The organism is Pseudomonas moraviensis subsp. stanleyae (assembly GCF_036283065.1).
Classification (GTDB): domain Bacteria; phylum Pseudomonadota; class Gammaproteobacteria; order Pseudomonadales; family Pseudomonadaceae; genus Aquipseudomonas; species Aquipseudomonas stanleyae.
Map to the genome: position 1 here is coordinate 1 of NZ_JAADJI010000016.1, position 19227 is coordinate 19227.

General features: G+C 56.2%; 17 protein-coding genes and 4 pseudogenes. 15 read left to right on the top strand and 6 right to left on the bottom strand.

Annotated features, from left to right (window positions below):
- From GXB78_RS25585 to GXB78_RS25610, 6 genes and pseudogenes are all read left to right on the top strand, one after another.
- A pseudogene (locus GXB78_RS25585) lies at positions 1 to 344 on the top strand (type VI secretion system tip protein VgrG); the annotation flags it as partial.
- Positions 290 to 1183: a DUF4123 domain-containing protein gene (locus tag GXB78_RS25590; RefSeq protein WP_329517509.1), complete on the top strand. Its 894-nt coding sequence runs from the start codon at positions 290 to 292 to the stop codon at positions 1181 to 1183. The pseudogene GXB78_RS25585 and the gene GXB78_RS25590, both read left to right, overlap by 55 nt.
- A gap of 86 nt (positions 1184 to 1269) precedes the next feature.
- Positions 1270 to 1761 carry a DUF3304 domain-containing protein gene (locus tag GXB78_RS25595; RefSeq protein ID WP_329517510.1) on the top strand — a complete coding sequence of 164 codons (492 nt, stop codon included), beginning with the start codon at positions 1270 to 1272 and terminating at the stop codon, positions 1759 to 1761.
- Positions 1758 to 3584: a phospholipase effector Tle1 domain-containing protein gene (locus tag GXB78_RS25600; protein ID WP_329517511.1), complete on the top strand. Its 1827-nt coding sequence runs from the start codon at positions 1758 to 1760 to the stop codon at positions 3582 to 3584. The genes GXB78_RS25595 and GXB78_RS25600 overlap by 4 nt, the downstream gene beginning before the upstream one ends.
- Positions 3585 to 3643: 59 nt before the next feature.
- Positions 3644 to 4141: a DUF3304 domain-containing protein gene (locus GXB78_RS25605; protein ID WP_329517512.1), complete on the top strand. Its 498-nt coding sequence runs from the start codon at positions 3644 to 3646 to the stop codon at positions 4139 to 4141.
- 55 nt (positions 4142 to 4196) lie between these two features.
- Positions 4197 to 4586, top strand: a complete 390-nt coding sequence (locus GXB78_RS25610) for a DUF3304 domain-containing protein (protein ID WP_329517513.1) — start codon at positions 4197 to 4199, stop codon at positions 4584 to 4586.
- Positions 4587 to 4638: 52 nt separating this feature from the next.
- On the opposite strand, the pseudogene GXB78_RS25615 reads toward GXB78_RS25610, so the two are convergent.
- Positions 4639 to 4934 (bottom strand): annotated as a pseudogene (locus tag GXB78_RS25615) (hypothetical protein).
- Positions 4935 to 5112: 178 nt separating this feature from the next.
- Between GXB78_RS25615 and GXB78_RS25620 the strand changes: the two are divergent.
- Together GXB78_RS25620 and GXB78_RS25625 are read left to right on the top strand one after the other, a co-directional pair.
- Positions 5113 to 5339 (top strand): annotated as a pseudogene (locus tag GXB78_RS25620) (DUF2790 domain-containing protein).
- Positions 5340 to 5429: 90 nt separating this feature from the next.
- Positions 5430 to 5828, top strand: a complete 399-nt coding sequence (locus tag GXB78_RS25625; protein WP_329517514.1) for a hypothetical protein — start codon at positions 5430 to 5432, stop codon at positions 5826 to 5828.
- Here the strand turns inward: GXB78_RS25625 and GXB78_RS25630 are convergent.
- Positions 5825 to 6094, bottom strand: a complete 270-nt coding sequence (locus GXB78_RS25630) for a DUF1652 domain-containing protein (protein ID WP_329517515.1) — start codon at positions 6092 to 6094, stop codon at positions 5825 to 5827. The genes GXB78_RS25625 and GXB78_RS25630 overlap by 4 nt on opposite strands.
- Positions 6095 to 6461: 367 nt before the next feature.
- Between GXB78_RS25630 and eco the strand changes: the two genes are divergently transcribed.
- Entirely contained in the window at positions 6462 to 6947 is a 486-nt protein-coding gene (eco, locus tag GXB78_RS25635; RefSeq protein WP_329517516.1) for a serine protease inhibitor ecotin, read from the top strand.
- A gap of 36 nt (positions 6948 to 6983) precedes the next feature.
- Here eco and ilvA read toward each other — a convergent pair.
- Positions 6984 to 7993, bottom strand: a pseudogene (gene ilvA, locus GXB78_RS25640) (threonine ammonia-lyase, biosynthetic); the annotation flags it as partial.
- A 230-nt stretch (positions 7994 to 8223) separates the two neighbouring features.
- Here ilvA and GXB78_RS25645 point away from each other — a divergent pair.
- Together GXB78_RS25645 and GXB78_RS25650 are read left to right on the top strand one after the other, a co-directional pair.
- A complete protein-coding gene (locus GXB78_RS25645) occupies positions 8224 to 8580 on the top strand; it encodes a DUF2834 domain-containing protein (RefSeq protein ID WP_329517517.1) in 357 nt (118 codons plus the stop codon).
- Between the two features lie 68 nt (positions 8581 to 8648).
- Entirely contained in the window at positions 8649 to 8828 is a 180-nt protein-coding gene (locus tag GXB78_RS25650) for a hypothetical protein (RefSeq protein ID WP_329517518.1), read from the top strand.
- 15 nt (positions 8829 to 8843) lie between these two features.
- On the opposite strand, the gene GXB78_RS25655 is transcribed toward GXB78_RS25650, so the two are convergent.
- A complete protein-coding gene (locus tag GXB78_RS25655) occupies positions 8844 to 10145 on the bottom strand; it encodes an ATP-binding protein (RefSeq protein WP_329517519.1) in 1302 nt (433 codons plus the stop codon).
- 4 nt (positions 10146 to 10149) lie between these two features.
- On the bottom strand, positions 10150 to 10851 hold the full coding sequence (locus tag GXB78_RS25660) for a response regulator transcription factor (protein ID WP_329517520.1): 702 nt from the start codon (positions 10849 to 10851) through the stop codon (positions 10150 to 10152).
- A gap of 265 nt (positions 10852 to 11116) precedes the next feature.
- Between GXB78_RS25660 and GXB78_RS25665 the strand changes: the two genes are divergently transcribed.
- From GXB78_RS25665 to GXB78_RS25680, 4 genes are all read left to right on the top strand, one after another.
- Positions 11117 to 12274 carry an efflux RND transporter periplasmic adaptor subunit gene (locus GXB78_RS25665; RefSeq protein WP_329517521.1) on the top strand — a complete coding sequence of 386 codons (1158 nt, stop codon included), beginning with the start codon at positions 11117 to 11119 and terminating at the stop codon, positions 12272 to 12274.
- Positions 12275 to 12289: 15 nt separating this feature from the next.
- Entirely contained in the window at positions 12290 to 15388 is a 3099-nt protein-coding gene (locus tag GXB78_RS25670; protein WP_329517522.1) for an efflux RND transporter permease subunit, read from the top strand.
- Between the two features lie 162 nt (positions 15389 to 15550).
- The gene (locus GXB78_RS25675) at positions 15551 to 16192 is read left to right on the top strand and encodes a DUF1345 domain-containing protein (RefSeq protein WP_329517523.1); all 642 of its coding nucleotides are present in this window, start codon (positions 15551 to 15553) and stop codon (positions 16190 to 16192) included.
- Positions 16193 to 16389: 197 nt separating this feature from the next.
- Positions 16390 to 16893 carry a hypothetical protein gene (locus tag GXB78_RS25680; protein ID WP_329517524.1) on the top strand — a complete coding sequence of 168 codons (504 nt, stop codon included), beginning with the start codon at positions 16390 to 16392 and terminating at the stop codon, positions 16891 to 16893.
- A 67-nt stretch (positions 16894 to 16960) separates the two neighbouring features.
- Here the strand turns inward: GXB78_RS25680 and GXB78_RS25685 are convergent, their stop codons facing one another.
- Positions 16961 to 19207 carry an autotransporter outer membrane beta-barrel domain-containing protein gene (locus tag GXB78_RS25685; RefSeq protein WP_329517525.1) on the bottom strand — a complete coding sequence of 749 codons (2247 nt, stop codon included), beginning with the start codon at positions 19205 to 19207 and terminating at the stop codon, positions 16961 to 16963.
- Between the last annotated feature and the right edge of the window lie 20 nt (positions 19208 to 19227).

Genomic DNA, 19227 nt, shown 5'->3' on the forward strand with positions numbered 1-19227 from the left:
TTGAGAAGGTTGTGGTTGAGGGCGGCATGGAGCTCACGGCCAAGGCTGGCGGGAGTTTTGTGAAGGTTGATGCCGGTGGTGTGACGATTAGTGGGGCTGAGGTGAAGGTGAATACCGGTGGTGCGCCTGGATCAGGTACAGGTATTCAGATACTTGCACCATTCATTCCGGGCCTCGCAGCCGTTGATAACGCCGGACGCCTGATGCAAACCCGCGCTAACCAGATGATGCAGGCGGAGTCCCTCGCCGTGACGCCGAAACTCAAAGCACCTACCGGCATCTGCGTTGAATGCCTGAAAAAAGCCATGCGCGAAAAGCTCGCCCTGCAATCGGGGGCCAATTGATGACAAAGAGTGACGCAGCGAAAGCCTGGAGCGAAGCGCAAAAGAACGCTCAGGCGATATTCGCGATCGTTGAAACCGGCCTGTTGCCGGAATCCGCTCGATTGCAGTTCATTAGAGCTGAGCCGTCGCGACGGCCGTTGATGGTGCAACCGGAATTCTCCGAACTGCGCAACTACGGTCCTTGGCTGGTCGACGTTAGCCACATGGAATTCGAGGCCTTTCTCGCTCACGAACACTTCACCGGCTGCACCGCGATGGCCAGTTGGATTCGTACCGACTGCCCAGCCGACAAGCTCGCTGCTCACCTGAGTGATGCGTTGCTGGCAAAAAATGAAGCTGGCGAAGTCCTGATGATTCGTAGCTACGCGCCAGAAGTGGTGCCGATGCTGCACGCACGCGATGATCTGTCTTGGCATGCGTGGCTGTTTGGCCCACTGAAGGAATGGTGGGTGCCAGCAGAGGAAGATCAATGGCAGTGTCTGAAGGGGCTCAACCTCGAAAAGCCCGGAAGATACGAGCCTATTTTCCTCGACGGAAAGCTGTGGACGGACATGGAGATCGATCCCCTACCCTACAGCCTCACCACTGAACTGGAAAAAGAAGCGCCTGAAGTGTTTGCCAGCACCTGTCACAGCGCCCGTTTGAAACAAGTGAAAGAAGCGCTGGACGCTGGCCGCAGTGAAGGTTTAACAGACGCGGAAGACGTCACTCTCTTTGCCAGCCTGCAATTGATGGACCGCGAATTTCCGGCGAACTGGCCGATGTGGGAAAAGGCGAAAGAACGGGCAATTGGAGAGAAGTTGCCGCTTGGCGTGGTGATGCGAGAGTTCTCGGAATGAGTGTCGTGATGAACATGTTGATCAGCGCTTTCTGTCTCATTTTTCTGGATATTCAAGATGCACTGCTGGATAAAGGATTTACGTAAATGACCGTGGCTATGAATACTAAGCGGCAAAAAATATGGCGTCGCCGCAACCTTTTCATTGGGGTATTCGTTTTACTGCTGCCTTTCATTGGATCGTATCTTTATAACCAGTTTCGTACGCCGGGTGCGATGTTGACATCTGCGAACTATATGGATCGGCCTATTCTAAGCTTTTGGATAAACGATTTCTGGGGCGGAAATCTCGCCGCAATGGGAGGCGGCGGCACTATGTGCTGCAAAAAAATTCAAGGGCCCACTGTAAAAGTAACTTGGATTCTTAGCCGAACTGGAGAGCAACTCCGTCAAGGGGTAAAAAAAGAAACTCATGAAAGAATTCTTCCCTTACCTGAACGTCAGAGGACAGATGAATTTCTTCACGTACGATTCCTTCCTGGAAATATCGTAGAACTGAAATGGAGTCCTGACCTCGTTAGCCCATTCGAAAAATTCCATAGATCTTCAACCAATCCGGAGCAAGGAAGCCTGAAATGAGCGGAAACTCTAATCTAGATCGTGCTCAGACGGTCAGTACAAAAGCTTGCGCAGTTACTGACGGGCAGAAAAAATCAGTTTTGCCCTGCGAGTCCACGCTACACATCTCATTTTTTTTTGATGGGTTCGGTCGAAATTCGGTCAACGATATTCAGGAAGGTAACCTAAGCAATGTGGCCCGCCTGTTTTTCGCACATCCGGATGACACTGGCCAAGACAAAATTCAAACAAATGTGGATCGCCGCAGATTCTACATATCCGGTCTAGGGTCTGACTTCGATGCGTCACTCGGCGGCGGCGCTGCTACCAGCGGGGCTGGCATTGATGGCGCGTTGAGCCGAGCCAAAGACAGCGCTTTGAAATCCCCCGAAGACACTTTCAGTAAGAGCCCACTTGATGCAGCAAAAGATATTCTCACGGGTAAAAAATGGTGGGAATCTTTGTTAAACAACCTGAAGGTTGGCAATGTCATCTCCGGAGCTATTAAAGCCGCAGCGCCGGCGGGGCTAGATCTTTTCGGAATAACTCGAGACAACGAGTATACCGCTACTTTTTTCAAAACAGGCGTTGATACGCGACTTGAGGCAGCATTTAAAGTCGTAGAAAAGACACTCGCTGATGCAAAAGAAAAAAGTGGCGCGCCTGTAAAGCGTATTTCCATCTCTGTCTTTGGATATGACTTCGGGGCGAGTCTTGCTCGAGCATTCACCCATAAACTGTTCGAAGAGTGTGATCCCGCAACAAATGTTTTTAAAGGCGCCCAACTCGAAGTGAATTTCGCCGGATTGTTTGACGCGGTGGATCGAAGCGGCGACAGCTCTATTTTACTGGAATATTTTATCCCGTTTGTGAACATTGTGGATGACGGCGAGTGCCTCGCTGGGCCCGTTAAATCTGCGCTTCATCTTGTTGCCGCCCATGAGTGCCAGGATTCTCGCCGCTCCAGGCTGATCGGCACTGGTCCGTCCACTCCTAAATGGGAGGAACGATTAGTACCAGGGACGAGCTACGACGTGGGAGGCGGTTTGAAAAAAACCGACGTCGCTCATAGCACTGAGCTTCAACTAGCAAGTTTGCATGAAATGTATCAAGCTGCCCGAAAGGCAGGAGTTCCCTTTCCTACACTTGACGAATTGCATGAGAGCCAGCCAGATATCGCCGAGTATTTCATACTGAACGATCATATCAACGGCGCAAGCGCGATCGGCGCGAGCAAAGATTACATGAGTAAAGCGGGTAATAAAAAAGTATCTGCTGAAAGCTTCCTAGCCCATCGTCGATTGTATATCCAACGTTTGCGTGGTTTATGGGAGTTGTATCGTGGGCAGCATCAAGCATATGACGACCAAGAAGAGCGCCTGCAACGTCCTATTTTTAGCAAACAAGGCTCAATCGCACGAGCGCTAGGGATGAGCAGCGAAAGCGCCGCTCAAGCAGCAAAACGCGATCAGGCTCTCAAGCAAACTCAGCAAGGCAAGGCTGCCCTCCGCGCCGAGCTAAGTTGGCTTGAGGACGTTGACCGCGAAGCCTGGAGGTTGAAAACCAGCTTCCCATCTGGCCCAGTAAAAGCACTGCTAGACGAGTGGTTCGCTGCTGTCCCCAAAGGCCTTAGTTTCGACGTTGAAGATCTACTCGAATTTTACGTAAACGATCAATACATGATCCAACAGATACCTCGGGGCACAGGTATTCCGATACCTAAATACTTTCGCGTTCGAGAGTTCGACATGCCGAGCCTGAATAAAACCAAAGGGATGGCCCCCGACTATCTGGAACAGATGATGCGGAAACCTTCAGCAGAGGTTCCCGGTGCATCAACCTAAACTCAGGAAGATTCATTTCAGTCTCAAAGACTCAATATTGCTTTTCTAGTTTGGATTTCATGCGCTTGATAGATATTGCTGCGGACGCACGTCGAAAACGAACATGGCGAAGAAGGCGAATAGCCGTTGCTTTACTAGCTCTGCTGATTAGCTACGCCACCCCAAAAATCATTCATCTATTTCGTACGCCCGGCGCCATGCTGACATCAGAAAATTACACAGATCGGCCAATATTCAGCTTTTGGATAAATGACTTTTGGGGCGGCAATGTGTTCGCAATGGGTGGCGGTGGAATAATGTGCTGCTCCAAATTTGAGGGAGACACAGCTAAAGTCACCTGGATAGTGGACATGACCCAACAGCAGCAAATACAGGGCGCGGTAGAAGAGCGCCATGAAATTCAGCTTTCGCTTCCACAGCGCGGCCCGCACGATCAGTACCTGCATGTGCGCTTTGATCCGGGTAATAAAGTACGGCTCGGATGGAGTCCTGACTTGTTTAGCCCATTTGAACCCCGACCAACCAAGACGGTGTCGGAAAGCAGTGAGGCGCAGTAAAAATATGCGATTCAGTCAAGCGCCCATATCCAGTCGCACGAAGATAGTGATCTGCGTGGCAGTGCTGCTGGCCGCTTTTGTGACTTCTCTAATTCTTGACGGTGTTCGTACGCCCGGTGCTGCCCTTACACCCCACAACTACACCGATCGTCCCATCGGTAGCTATTGGGTAAATGATCACTGGGGCGGTAACGGAGGCGTGACCTGCTGTTGGAGCATCGATGGCAACACCGCTAAAGTTGCGTGGATTCTGAGCATGTCTAAAGCTCAAGAGGACCAGGGGATGAAGATCGAAAGACACGAAGTGCAAGTGCACTTACCCTCACGCAACCGCGGCGATGACACGTTGCATGTCTATTTTCTTCCGAACAATCGTATCGAGTTGATGTGGGCATCGACGGTGCGGGATCCGCTTCGTCACGAAACGGAAACCTTGCCACGCTGAAACACGGGTCGTTTCTCACTCCTTCCCGTGGCCACGTCCTATCATTTTCTCATCAAACCGGCGCCTTCCAACTCAACATCTGCTGCTGCGCCACCTGCAGCAAATCATTGCCATCCTGCGTCAGCAGGTAAACCGCATGGGTGATGTGTGGAGTGTCCTGCACGTCGGCGTGCTTGAAGCATAGGCAATGCAAGGCTTCGAGCAGATCGGCAGAGGCGCGGATGCGTTGAACTGCAGCTTCGAGGATGTCTTTCGGGTTGGCTTGGGTGTCGATGAGCAGCGTCGGGGTTTCGGTGACGTTGCTGCTGGGGGGAGATAGCGGCTTTGTAGCGGCTTAACTATTGGCAATTTGATTACTCAACTGTATTAGAAAGTAACCGCCATAGCCGTGACCAAACGTTGGGAGGCGCCCGTGTACAGGCTACTCTACTGAACCGCACGCCCTCAGCCATTCTGGCTGGCGCCCAGTGCGGCAGGTTCGAGTGAATCACGCGGAATTCTAGAACCGCCACACGGGAGTCCTCTCATGAACATTCGCCCTTTATCGCTCAGCGCCGCCCTCGGCTGCATCGCATTTGCCGGGCTGGCCTAGGCCAATGACATCTCTGCCACATCCAAAGTGGTGTCGTTGACCGAGCCACCAACGCAATTGTGCAAAGTGGTTACGGCCGATATGAAGTACATCGACAAAGCCGGTAAGCCCGAGGAATCAGCTACTGGAAATTATCTGACGCGTGCAGTCAGCAGAACTGACAGACGATTCTGATTTTCCGCTTGGCCATAGGCGTGCGGTGGTTTCGGCGGGTATGCTCAAGGCCTTCCCTACTGCCGCAAGGACTGGCCATGCAGTTGTCGTTTCGCACGCTGTCGAGCTTCACTTCCATCCTGTGTTTTCTGCTGGCGCTGGTCTGGGGATTTTTTCCGGAGGTGTTGCTGGCGATCTGGAGTATTGGCTATTCGGAAGGCACCGGCGTAGTCGCTCGGCGCAGCGCGGTGCTGTTTGCGGCGTTGGGGGTGATGTTTTATTTGCTGCGTAATGCTCCGCCGTCAGCGACACGCAGTGCACTGAGCAATGGGTTTATCGTCGGCTGTTTCGGTTTGTCGGCGCTGGGTTTTGGCGAATGGCTCAACGGCCATGCCGGCCCCGGGATTTTGCTCGCGGTGCTGGTTGAGTTCGCGCTGGGCCTTGGTTTTGTGCAGGCCCGGCGCGTGACGGTCGAACTGGGTGAAACGGTGGGTTAAACGGCTCTAGAACGAGCGCTGGTTTGATGTGTCGTAGTTTGCAGCGCGAGATCGGAACGCAGTTCTGCGACCAGGTTGTTGATTTCACGGCAGCTGTTCAGGCGGCTTGCATCGATGCCGCTGACGTAGAGCTCGGCCTGATCGGTTCGATGATCGCCAAATACTTTGACGGACATCGACAAGTCTGGTGTCAGCGTGCACTGGCAGCGTTTCGGCAGGAAGCTGCTTTCAATGATATTGCGTAGTTCCAAGGCAGATAAAAACATGGCGAACCCTCTCCTTTCTGTGCGATTGCCAATCAAGTATTCACGCTGACCCTTTGCTGCGCCTTCACGGGTGTGCCCCCGCTGTTTCCCTGGTGCGGCAAGTGGTGGTACTGCGAAATGCCCATTGGAGTGTAGGCGCCCAAATCCGGTGCGCCGCACTTGAATAACGCATAAAACGTGCCTTTGGTCGGCTCGTTTCGCCTCTCGAAAAATCAATCACTTGGAAACGTCGCCAGCATTTTGCTATTTGCAAAATGCATGAGTCGACCACCCATCCCCTGCAATATGCAATCCCGGGTGGATTTGCTTTCGAAGACCATGGCGGCAAGAATGTCTACCATTCCAATTCGACCGCACGGAGGCTTCCATGTATTCCTTACGCATTTGCGCGATCACTGGCCTGTGTATCGCCAGCCTGTCCACCCTCGCCAACGCCGCCAAGCTCGAAGATGTCGCGCCGTATCCCAAAGCCGAAGCCGGATTCACCCGACAGGTCATTCATCTACCCAAACAAGAGCAGGAAGAGGATTTCCAGGTTGAAATTCTCGCTGGCAAAACTCTGGAAGTGGATTGCAACCGCCAGCGTCTTGGCGGTGTGCTCGATGAAAATAATCTGCAAGGCTGGGGCTATCCGTTCTATCGCCTGGAAAAGGTCATAGGCCCGATGAGCACGCTGATGGCCTGCCCGCCCGGCAGCCAGAAAAAGCGCGCCTTCGTGCCGGTCGTCGGTGACGGCTTCATGTTGCGCTACAACAGCAAGTTGCCAGTCGTGGTTTACGCGCCTTCGGATGTCGAAGTGCGCTATCGCATCTGGTCGGCGTCGGAAAAAATCGGCACCGCCCTGCAGGAATAACCGCAGCGATCATCACGACGGCACGCCGCAAGCAGCGGCGCGCTCGGCGACGTGGCGCAGGCTGTCGAAGTTGATGTTGGCCCCTGAATCGATGGCGACGAAGGTCTGGCCGCGAATCCCACTGCGCGCCACGTACTGCTTGATCCCCGCCACGGCCAGCGCACCTGAAGGTTCAGTAATCGAACGCGTATCGTCATAAATGTTCTTGATCGCCGCGCAGAGCTCGTCATTGCTGACCGTGATCACTTCATCTACGCAGAAGCGGCAAACCTCGAAGCCATACGCGCCGATCTGCGCAACCGCTACGCCATCGGCAAAGGTACCGACGCTTGGTAGAACCACCCGCTCGTCCGCGCGCAAAGCGGCTTGCAGACAGGCCGAATGTTCGGATTCGACGCCAATGATCCGCACTTCCGGGCGCAGGTATTTGACGTAGGCGGCGATACCGGCGATCAAACCTCCGCCGCCGACCGGGATGAAGATCGCGTCCAGCGCGCCTTGATGCTGGCGGAGGATTTCCATCGCCACGGTGCCTTGGCCGGCGATCACGTCAGGATCATCGAAGGGTGAAACGAACGTGCATCCGCTCTGCTCAGCCAAATGCAACGCGTGGGCCAGAGCAAACGGGAAACTCTCTCCATGCAGCAGGGCTTCGGCACCACGACTGCGCACGCCGAGGACTTTGAGCTCAGGGGTGGTAGACGGCATCACGATCGTTGCGCAGATGCCCAACTCCCGTGCCGCCAGCGCTACACCCTGCGCGTGATTACCCGCCGATGCCGTAATCACTCCCCGCGCTCTCTGCTCATCGCTCAACTGCACGAGTTTGTTGTAGGCACCACGGATCTTGAAAGAAAACGTCGGTTGCAGATCTTCGCGCTTGAGCAGGACCCGATTGCCCAACGTTTCCGACAACGCTGGCGCCGACTGCAACGGTGTGCGCACCGCAATGTCGTACACCGGCGCGGCCAGGATCTTTTTCACGTAGTGCTCAAGCAGGGCTTGCTGGTCGGGGCTGTGCGGCATGATCGTCTCCTGACATTTATCAGAACCCCGGAGACAGAAAGTAAAAACCCGCCTCTAGGGCGGGTTGGGTGCTGCAGTCGTGAGCTAACCCGCCAAATAAGGAATGGCGGTAATAATGCTTGGCTGGCAGCGCGATACGGTGAAAGTCATGGGCTGGAAATTAGCCTGCCGTCAGATGACAAGTCAATGGTCAATTGCGCGTCGCGCCGGTAGGCTGGCGATTCTGCTCATCACACCAAGGAAGGAAAGCATGATGTCCATCGCCCTGCCTCTCACCGCTTTGCTCGCGTTCAGCGGTTACACCATTTCGGTAATGCTCCAGGCTGAACAATCCCTGATCGACTTCGGCCTCAGCCTGATGTCACGACCGGACACTGCGCAAGTAGTCATCGATCTGTACCTGCTGGCGACACTGGCCGGGGTGTGGATGGTCAAGGACGCCCGGGCTCGCGGCCGCTCGGTGTTATCGGTAGTGCCTTATTTGCTGCTGACGGCAGTGTTCGTTTCAGTAGGGCCGTTGTTGTATCTGGTAGTTCGCGGGATTCAGGAGCGGCGCAATTCGGCCGCGGCGGCGTCGGTCCAGCCGCACAAATTTGAATCTTCCTGAGAACTGAACAGTCTCTGCAAAGGAGAACAACAACTTCCGCTCCGAGCCGATGAAAGTGGAGATCGACCATGAATATCCGCCAAGCACTATTTGCCGTCCCGCTGCTGGTCGCCGCCCTGTCCAGCCCTGCTGTTTTCGGCGTCGATGAAAGCGATGCGGTGAAAAAGCCCGAGTGCCCGAAAGGCCAGGTCTGGGACAGTAAAACCCAGCAATGTGTGCTGCAGACCAGCGGCGCGACGCAGCCCTGATATCCGTCATACGATTCAGGCCGTGGCCGGCAACCACAGCCTGAATCGCGCACCACCCAACGGCGAACCTTCAACCGTCAGCGTGCCGCCCTGCGCTTCCAGCGCGCGGCGGCTGATCGCCAGGCCCAGGCCGAACCCACCCGTCGCGCGATCACGGCTACGATCGAGCCGGTAGAACGGTTCGAAAATCCGTTCGCGCTCGTCGTCGGGAATGCCGATGCCATCATCGTCGACCCAGATCTCACACCCGCCGGCGTTGACCTGCACGCCGATCTGAATGCGTTTTTCGCAATAGCGCATGGCATTGCGCAACAGGTTCTGGATGGCTCGGGCGGTCAGGCGCGGGTCCAGCGCGAAGCGTTCCAGCTGACCGTGCAAGAGAACGTCAATCACAATTTCCGGCGACTCCAGCTCTTCGTCGACACTGCCGAGAATGCTGTCGATGAACTCGTCCAGCGACACCTCGATGCGCTCGGGCGATTGCGCCGGATTCTGCAAACGGCTGTAGGAAAGCAACTCCAGCACTAACTCATCCAGCTCACGAATATGCTCGACCAGGCTCTGCAAGCGCTCGCGACTGGCGGCTGGCAAGTCTTCGGACAGCGCCAGCGCCAGGCCGAAATCCAGACGCGTCAACGGCGTCCGCAGTTCATGGGAAACAGCGTTAAGCAGGTCGCGTTGCTGGTTGAGCAGGTTTTCGATATCGCCGGCCATAGTGTCGAACACGTTGGCGAGGCTGCCGATGTTCGAACTCGGGGCGATTCTGGTTCGCTCGCTCAAGTGACCTTTACCGAAGCGTTCGGCGGTGCCTTTCAGCCGTTCCAGATCGCGCCAGTGCGGGCGCAACCAGAGCAGCAGGCAGCCGAGCAACATGGCGCCGATAAGCACGTTGATGCTCCAGTACAACAGATCAACGTCGACCGGATCCGGCGGCACGACCATGCGCACGGCCATTTCGCCATTCAGTGGAGTGACCGCCAGCGTTCGCCAGCCCCAGTCGCCGATGCGCACAACGTTCTCCCCACGGTGCAGACGTTCCTGCTCGATGGGCGTGAACACCGGGTCGTCGATTGGCGTCAGAACGATGTGCAGCGGCTGGAATTCCTTGTCCATCACCGCCGCAATCGCCGGCCACTGCTCTTGCGGCGCAGCATGAAACTGCTTGGTGATCAGCGATTGCAGACCGCGAGAAAAGTCCAGATTGTAGGTGACGAAGCGATCGCGGAAAGCCATGACTACAAGGTCCGGCACCAGATAGATCGCCGCGCTATAGGAGACGATCGTCACCAGATACAGGCGAAACAGGATGCGAAACATCAGCTCAGCATTCCCATTCGGAGCGGCTGAACAGATAGCCCTTGCCCCACACGGTCTTGATCTTGCGCGCCTCGCCGGCGTGATCATCGAATTTGCGCCGCAGCTTGGAAATGGCCACGTCCACCGAGCGGTCGGTGCCGTTGAATTCGATGCCGCGCAGCCGCTGCAGAATCTGGTCACGACTCAGTACTTCGCCGGCGTGCCGGGCCAGCACCACCAGCAAATTGTATTCGCCGCTGGACAGCTCAACTGCCTGATCGCGCCAGGTCACGGTGCGTTCGGACAGATCGATGCACAGATTGCCCATGACGATGCGATCGTTGACCGCCAGCGGTTCGCCGAGGCTGCTGCGCCGTAACAACGTACGCACCCGCGCGAGCAGCACCCGTGGCTCGCAGGGTTTGGTCACGTAGTCGTCCGCACCCATTTCCAGGCCCAGCACCTGATCATGACTGTCATCTCGGGCCGTGAGCATGAGGATTGGCAGCGTCGCCGAATCGGCGCGCAGCAAGCGGCACACCTGCAAGCCGTCGAGGCCCGGCAGCATGAGGTCGAGGATCACCAGATCCGGCGGACTGATCCGCGCCCGCTCGCGCACGTGGTCGCCACGGCCGATGACGTTGACGGAATAACCGTTGCGCTCCAGGTAGCTGGAAATCAGTTCGGCGAGGGCGGTGTCGTCTTCGACCAGGAGGATGTTGGGCATGGGTGTTCCAGAAAATGCTGTGGCGACAGTTCGGGCCTCCTCGCGAGCAGGCTCACTCCTACAGTTGGAATGCGATCCTCTGTGGGAGCAAGCCTGCTCGCGAAAGCGACCGAACTGTCGCAATAAATTTCAAGGCCTGCAGGATATACGCCCTCACCCGCCACTGAGCAAAACCCTTACACAATTTCACACAGCAACTACAAAGCTTCACCGCTAACCTCCCCGTCTGGCCGTAGGATGCGGCCTTCAATATTGGGGGTTGTACATGTCTGGAAAACTGCTGGCCGGGCTCGGCCTGATCGCATTGGCGCTGACGCTGAGCGCTTGTGATTCGTCCTCGAACGCCGAAGAGCAAGCGCCACCGGCGACGGTGCGCATCGAGACCATCAAAGCCCAACCCCTGTCGATCAGCAGCGAACTGAGCGGCCGCATCGCCGCGCCACGGATTGCCGAAGTGCGTGCGCGAGTGGCGGGCGTGGTGTTGCAGCGCACCTATCGCGAAGGCAGCGATGTGAAAAAGGGTGATGTGCTGTTCCGCATTGACCCGGCGCCGTTCAAGGCGGATCTGGACAGTGCCGAAGCAGCGCTGCGCAAAGCTGAGGCCAACGCTTTTCAGGCGAAACTGCAAGAACAGCGCTATGCGCAGTTGATCGATGACAAGGCCATCAGCGGTCAAGACTACGACAACGCCCGCGCTGCCGCCCGGCAGACTGCTGCCGATGTCGCCGCCAGCAAGGCAGCGCTTGAACGGGCGAAACTGAACCTCGGTTATGCCACCGTCACCGCACCGATTTCCGGCCGTATCGGTCGCGCGCTGGTCACCGAGGGTGCGCTGGTCGGGCAGAACGAAACCACGCCACTGGCGCTGATTCAGCAACTCAACCCGATCCATGCCGACCTGACCCAGTCGACTCGCGAGCTCAATGAATTGCGTCGCGCATTTCGCTCCGGGCAGTTGCAGGAAGTCGGCCAGGATCAGGTCAAGGCCACGCTGATTCAGGATGACGGCAGCCTGTACCCGCTGCCGGGCAAGCTGCTGTTCAGCGATATCACCGTTGACCCGGGCACCGGTCAGATCATCCTGCGCAGCGAGTTTCCCAACCCGGATCTCGACCTGCTGCCGGGCAGTTTCATCCGCGTACGCCTTGAGCAGGCAACCATCCAGAACGGCATCACCGTGCCGCAACGCGCGGTGCAGCGTGACAGCGCGGGCATTGCCCAAGTGCTCACCGTCGACGAGCAGATGCGCGTGGCGCAGCAACCGGTGCAACTGGGTGCGGTGCAGAACAATCGCTGGATCGTCACCGGTGGTCTTAAGCCCGGCGACCGCATCGTCACCGAAGGCCTGCAACACGCCCGTCCCGGCGAAAAGGTGCAGATCGACGAAACCCCTCTTCCACTTGCCCAGACCTCTGGTCAGTAAGCAGGACGCTTTTCTATGCCGCAGTTCTTTATCGACCGCCCGGTATTCGCCTGGGTGGTCGCGTTGTTCATCCTGTTGGCCGGTGCGCTGGCCATCCCACAGTTGCCGGTGGCGCAATACCCCGACGTCGCGCCGCCGCAGATCGAAATCTACGCGGTGTACCCCGGTGCCTCAGCGCAGACCGTCGACGAAAGCGTGGTCAGCCTGATCGAGGAAGAGCTCAACGGCGCCGATCACCTGCTCTATTTCGAATCGCAGAGCAGCCTCGGCAGCGCGACGATCAAAGCCACGTTCCAACCGGGCACCAACCCGGAGCTGGCGCAGGTCGATGTGCAGAACCGCCTCAAGGTTGTCGAGTCGCGCTTGCCGCAAGCGGTCAATCAGCAGGGTTTGCAGGTGGAGAAGGTCTCTTCCGGCTTCCTTTTGCTGATCACTTTGACTTCCAGCGACGGCAAGCTCGATGACGTGGCGCTCAGCGATTATCTGGCGCGCAACGTGATGAACGAGATCAAGCGTCTGGACGGTGTCGGCAAGGCTCAGTTGTACGGCGCCGAACGAGCGATGCGCATCTGGATCGATCCGCAGAAACTCATCGCCTTCAACCTGACGCCGGCCGACGTCAACGAGGCCATCGTTGCGCAGAACGCCCAGGTTTCCGCCGGTAGCATCGGCGATCTGCCGTCGCCTTCGACGCAGGAAATCACTGCGACGATTCTGGTCAAGGGCCAGTTGTCGACGCCGCAGGAATTCGCCGACATCGTGCTCAAGGCCAATCGCGACGGCTCCACCGTGCGCATCGGTGATGTCGCGCGGGTGGAAATCGGCAGTCAGGAATATCAATTTGGCACGCGCCTGAACGGCAAACCGTCCACCGCCGTGGGCGTGCAGCTCTCTCCCGGCGCCAACGCGCTGAACACTGCGACCCTGGTGCGGGCGAAGATGGATGAGCTGGCTCGCTACTTCCCGGCAGGCGTGGAATACAAGATTCCGTACGACACTTCGCCATTCGTCAAAGTCTCCATCACCAAAGTGGTTTACACCTTGGGCGAAGCGATGTTGCTGGTGTTCGCGGTGATGTTTCTGTTCCTGCAGAACGTGCGCTACACGCTGATCCCGACGCTGGTGGTGCCGGTGGCGCTGATGGGCACGTTCGCGACCATGCTGGCGCTGGGCTTCTCGATCAACGTGCTGACCATGTTCGGCATGGTGCTGGCCATCGGCATTCTGGTGGATGACGCCATCGTCGTGGTGGAAAACGTCGAGCGGATCATGGCCACCGAGGGCTTGTCACCCAAGGAAGCCACGCGCAAGGCGATGACGCAGATTACCGGCGCGATTATTGGCATCACGCTGGTGCTGGTTGCCGTATTTATTCCGATGGCGTTCATGCAGGGTTCAGTTGGCGTGATCTATCAGCAGTTCTCGCTGTCGATGGCCACCTCGATTCTGTTCTCGGCGTTCCTCGCCCTGACGTTGACCCCGGCATTGTGCGCGACCTTGCTCAAGCCTGTTGCCAAGGGCGAACATCACGAGAAGTCTGGGTTCTTTGGCTGGTTCAATCGTCGTTTCGAGCAACTGACCGATCGCTATCAGGGTTGGGTCGGCTATGCGCTCAAGCGCACTGGTCGCTACCTGATGATCTACGTCGTCCTGCTGATTGGACTCGGGTTTTGTTTCGCGCGCCTGCCCTCCTCGTTTCTGCCGACCGAGGATCAGGGCTACACCATCACCGATATTCAACTGCCGCCCGGCGCGACCAAGAACCGCACGGTGCAAGTGGCCGAACAGCTCGAAGCGCACAATGCCGGTGAGCCGGGGATCAGTGACAGTGTGGTGATCCTGGGTTTCAGCTTCTCCGGTAGCGGCCAGAATGCGGCGCTGGCGTTTTCGACGCTGAAAGATTGGTCGGAACGTGGCAGCGACGATGCCGCCAGCTCGATCGCTGAGCGCGCCAACGCGGCGCTGAGCCAGATCAAGGACGCCATGGCCTTCTCGGTACTGCCGCCGCCGGTGGATGGCCTCGGCACGTCCAGTGGTTTCGAGTTCCGCTTGCAGGATCGCGGCGGGCTGGGCCATGCGACGTTGATGCAGGCGCGTACCGAGTTACTCGCCGCCGCAGAGAAAAGCCCGATATTGATGAACGTACGTGAAAGCGCGCTGGCCGAAGCGCCGCAAGTGCAATTGATCGTCGACCGCAAGCAGGCGAACGCCTTGGGCGTTTCGTTTGCCGACATCGGTAATGTGCTGTCCACTGCGGTGGGTTCCAGCTACATCAACGACTTCCCCAATCAGGGGCGCATGCAGCGCGTGGTCGTGCAAGCTGAAGGTGATCAGCGCAGTCAGGTGGACGACTTGCTGAAAATGCACGTGCGCAACAACGCCGGAAACATGGTGCCGCTGTCGGCATTTGTCCAGGCCAACTGGATTCAAGGGCCGGCGCAGTTGACCCGGTACAACGGCTATCCAGCGATTGCCATCTCTGGCGAACCGTCAGCGGGGCACAGCACCGGCGAAGCGATGGCGGAAATCGAACGACTAGTTGCGCAGGGGCCGAAAGGTCTGGGCCAGGAATGGACCGGTCTGTCGTTGCAGGAACGCCTGTCAGGCAATCAGGCGCCGATGTTGCTCGGCTTGTCGCTGCTGGTGGTGTTCCTGTGCCTGGCGGCGCTGTACGAGAGCTGGTCGATCCCGACTTCGGTGTTGCTGGTGGTACCGCTGGGTGTGCTCGGCGCGGTGCTGGCGGTGACGATGCGCGGGATGCCTAACGATGTGTTCTTCAAGGTTGGCCTGATTACGATCATTGGGCTGTCGGCGAAGAATGCGATTTTGATTATTGAATTTGCCAAGAGCCTGTATGACGAAGGTCATGACCTGATCGATGCGACGTTGCAGGCAGCGCGTTTGCGTCTGCGGCCGATTGTGATGACTTCGCTGGCATTCATCCTTGGCGTGGTGCCGCTCGCGATAGCCACAGGTGCCAGCTCGGCAAGTCAGCAGGCGATCGGCACTGGCGTGATCGGCGGGATGATCACCGCCACGCTGGCAGTCATCTTCGTCCCCGTGTTCTTCGTCGTCGTCATTAAGCTCGTACAACGATTCACCAAACAACACTGATCCAAATGTAGGAGCTGTCGAGTGCAACGAGGCTGCGATCTTTTGATCTTGAAAAGCCAAAATCAAAAGATCGTCCGATCGCGGCCCGAGCCTTCGGCAGCTCCTACAAAAGCCAGGTGGCGTACGCTATGGTGCAGAGACAATTCACCTACGTGAGTCCCCATGCGCTTCCTCGCCCGCACCCACCCTCGCCTGTCTGCCGCCGCCCTCCTCGGCCTCGCCACCGGTCTGTTGGCCCCCGCCGATTCCATTGTCAGCAAAATCCTCATCGGCTGGAACGCCGGTGTCTGGACTTACCTGATCCTGATGTTCTGGCTGACCGTGCGGGCCAAGGCTCCGGACGTCAAACGCATCGCTGAAGTCGAAGACGAAAATGCCGGGCTGGTGCTGTTCGTGGTGTGCATTGCCGCGCTGGCGAGTCTGGCCACCATCACCTACGAACTGGCCGGCAGCAAGGATCTGGATAGCACCCACAAACTGATGCATTACGCTTTCACAGCATTCACAGTAATTGGCTCATGGCTGCTGATCGGGGTGATTTTCTGCGTGCACTACGCAAGATTGTTTTACACCTGGAATGGCAAGGAGCCGGCGCTGCGTTTCGCCGAAGGACTGACCACCCCCAATTATTGGGACTTTCTGTACTTCTCGTTCACCGTCGGCGTCGCTGTGCAAACTTCGGATGTGGGCGTAGCGACTCGGGGAGTGCGCAAAATCGTTTTGGCGCAGTCGCTGATTGGTTTTGTGTTCAACACTGCGATTCTGGGTTTTTCGATCAATATTGCCGCCGGGTTGTTTGGATGAATGGCTAATACGCAAAGCTATCTTCGAAACACACATTGGACTGACAGGCGTTTTGATAAAGCTTCACACTAAACCTGGTTTGTAAACTGTCAGGTCTTACAGGTTACAAAATTGTTGACTTGGCATTAGATAAGCTGATCCCGCCAGTTTATTCCTGAAGGCGAGATATCACTTGTCATGACAGCGGAGACTGCATAATGAACGCACTTGCAAAAGTCGCATCATCTACACTGCAAGGAAAATGCCACGGTTTAGTAAACGGAATAGAACCCTTCGATGCTGGGTTGGTTGAGATGTTCGACGCCATCTATCCACCGCCGCACGGTGAAGCTCATGTCATGCTCGCAACGCAAAGGACGCCTGCACCTGATTACACGACCAAAGAACTGAAAATCTCATTTTCAAAAGGGAAGCCGGACGCTACATATGGTCTCTATCCGGATGCTTATACGGTGCGCGTGCTTTTTGTCGATAACAGCATTTCCGGGAAACCAGTCGTTTACTCGCAGTATCAGGGGCAGGCACGAGTGGCGTTCGACGCCCAGAGCCATATTTTCTCCGGACAGATCAGCGTAACTCTCGAAAACATGGATGAAGATACGCGCAGGACTATAGATGTAAAAGTTGATTTCGAAGCCTATCAACGCGTACCCGCCAAAAAAATCCATCGTCGCCCATCTGCCAAAGTTGTGGGTTGCTGATTTAGTTGCTCGCAGTCAATAAAAAAGGAAGCCAAGGCTTCCTTTTTTATTGACTACCAACCTTACGTTAGAACGAATAACGAAGCCCCAAGGTTAGCCCCGCCGGTTGGCGGAAATTTTTTCCATCACTGTATTCATAATCTGCATGCATTTGCAGCTTGTCTGTCATTGACACGGACATCCCTGCGCCGAGCAACGACCGTGCACCGGAAAGATCGTTCTTGAACACGTTATTGTTGACCTGGACTTCATTGTTTTTGGCGAATTCGTAAGCTCCCCCCACACGCAGGTAGGGCTGCACCCCAATATCGTTGCTCAATGAGTAGTTCCGACCTACTGTAATTCCTGCCTCACCCAGGAGCGAGCGCGCGCGATCACCTTCGGCATGCAAATCGTTATCAAGAGAAAAATCCTTGCCCTGAATAACCACGGCAGACCATTTTGTGAACGGTTCTATGAAATAACCGTCATCGAATTTGATATGCCGGCCGAACTCGATCGAACCACCTACTCCCGTATTGTCGTAGTCACCCTTGGCGCGCTGCCCGTCGCTTAGACCGACCTTCGCATCATTGCGAAAACGGTTCGCTTTGATAACACCGTCGAGATAGTAACCACTCGCGGCATCCAGCCAGGTGACATAGGTGCCGAGATAATAGCTGTCGACTTTACCTGAGGTGCCCGCATCGAGATTGAGATCGGATTTACTATGGCCACCCATGATTCCCAATAACCATTGTCCATCACCGATCGGCAACTGTGTGTCCGCTCCAAGCGTGAAACCGTATTGAGTCTGTTCGTAACCGACACCGGATCCATCGGCAATTTGATACTTGTTGCCATAGGTGCGTCCCCACGCGCCCGCCTTGCCACTGTTCAATCGCAACTCGCCCATTCGAGTACGCAAAGAGGTTAGCTCTCCGTACCAGGCTGGCAACGGCGTGTTGAACAATGCGAGCACCGAACGAGCTCCAGGGCTGATAACCCGTGTTTCCGGATCCAAAATCCAGTCATTACCACTTTTGGCCAAACCATAGGAATAAGCGCCCTGATCGACATTACGGGGAAGCGTAAAAACCGCATCGCCCCCAGCGGTTTTGACGACCGTAACCGGTTGACCTGCCGGCAGTTCGGTACCACTGCTTTCGATCAGCAACTGGTGGGAACCACTGGCGGTTCCAGTGACATTCAACAGGTCCGTACGCCCTGTCGCCAGATCAGTGGCCATGATGAACTTGCCACTCCCGGACAATTCGGCCACGTTCAGTTGGTAGAACGCATTGTTGTCACCAAACTTGATCGAGCCACCATCAAGCACTAGTTTTTCAACCTGACTATTGTCAACCAACACCCATTGGGACGTATCACTTATGGTCGCACTGCTGACATTCTCCAGACGCCCGGTGAGAATGGAGTTGCTCTGCAGGGTCAACTCGGAATGGCTTCCGTTTTCAACAATGATGTTGCCATTCAACGTGCTGGCGTTGACCGTCATCAATGCAGTCGCGCCGCCTTTGACCTCTAACAACGTGTTATTGCCGGCTAACAAACGGGAGTTATTCAGCGTCAAAGTGGCCGTCTCCACAGCCACATTGCCGAAATCGACGACAATCGCCGACCCGGTTACGCCTTGGACAGTGGTGTTATCAAGATTAAGCGTTGCCGGTGCAGTACCCGTGATATCCAGTTCGATCAATACGCCGTTCTGGTTGCCCGTGATCGTGCTGCTTCTGGCGATCGCATCGGCACTCTGCAACCACATGCCATAACTGGTAGAGCCCGTTCCAACCAACGTGGAATCCGCGATATTGATCAAGCTATGCGAAGTTGCGAGTGCTCCAGCGTCAACGCCAGTGATGGTGCTGTTACCCGTTATGTTCAGGATGGACCCGGCCTGTGTTGAAGAAAACCGCACGGCTGAGGCGCCAAACTCTTCACCACTGACGGTGCTGTTATTGACGTTACCCTGGCTTGAAATGAGGAGCAGACCTGATTGTCCGTTTGTTCCCGTGACTGTCGCACCATCAATGGAAAGAGTGGAATTATCACTGACACTGATTTCCCCGGTACTACTGCCCGCGTTTATGTTGACCCTCGAGCTATCCGCATTGATACCAAGAGTCTGTGCATCGTTGATATTCAGCGTTGCGTTCTGCGTCAGGAACCAGCTTTCAATGGCGTCGCCGTTGTTGACAGTGGCAGTTCCCCCAACCAACGAACCGGCGGAAACAAAGGAAGATGGCAACACAAGCGAGACACACAGCGCTGTCATCCTGGAAGGGGGGAAAATAAAGGACCTGAAAGGTATTTGCATACTGATAACCTGCCTCGAGA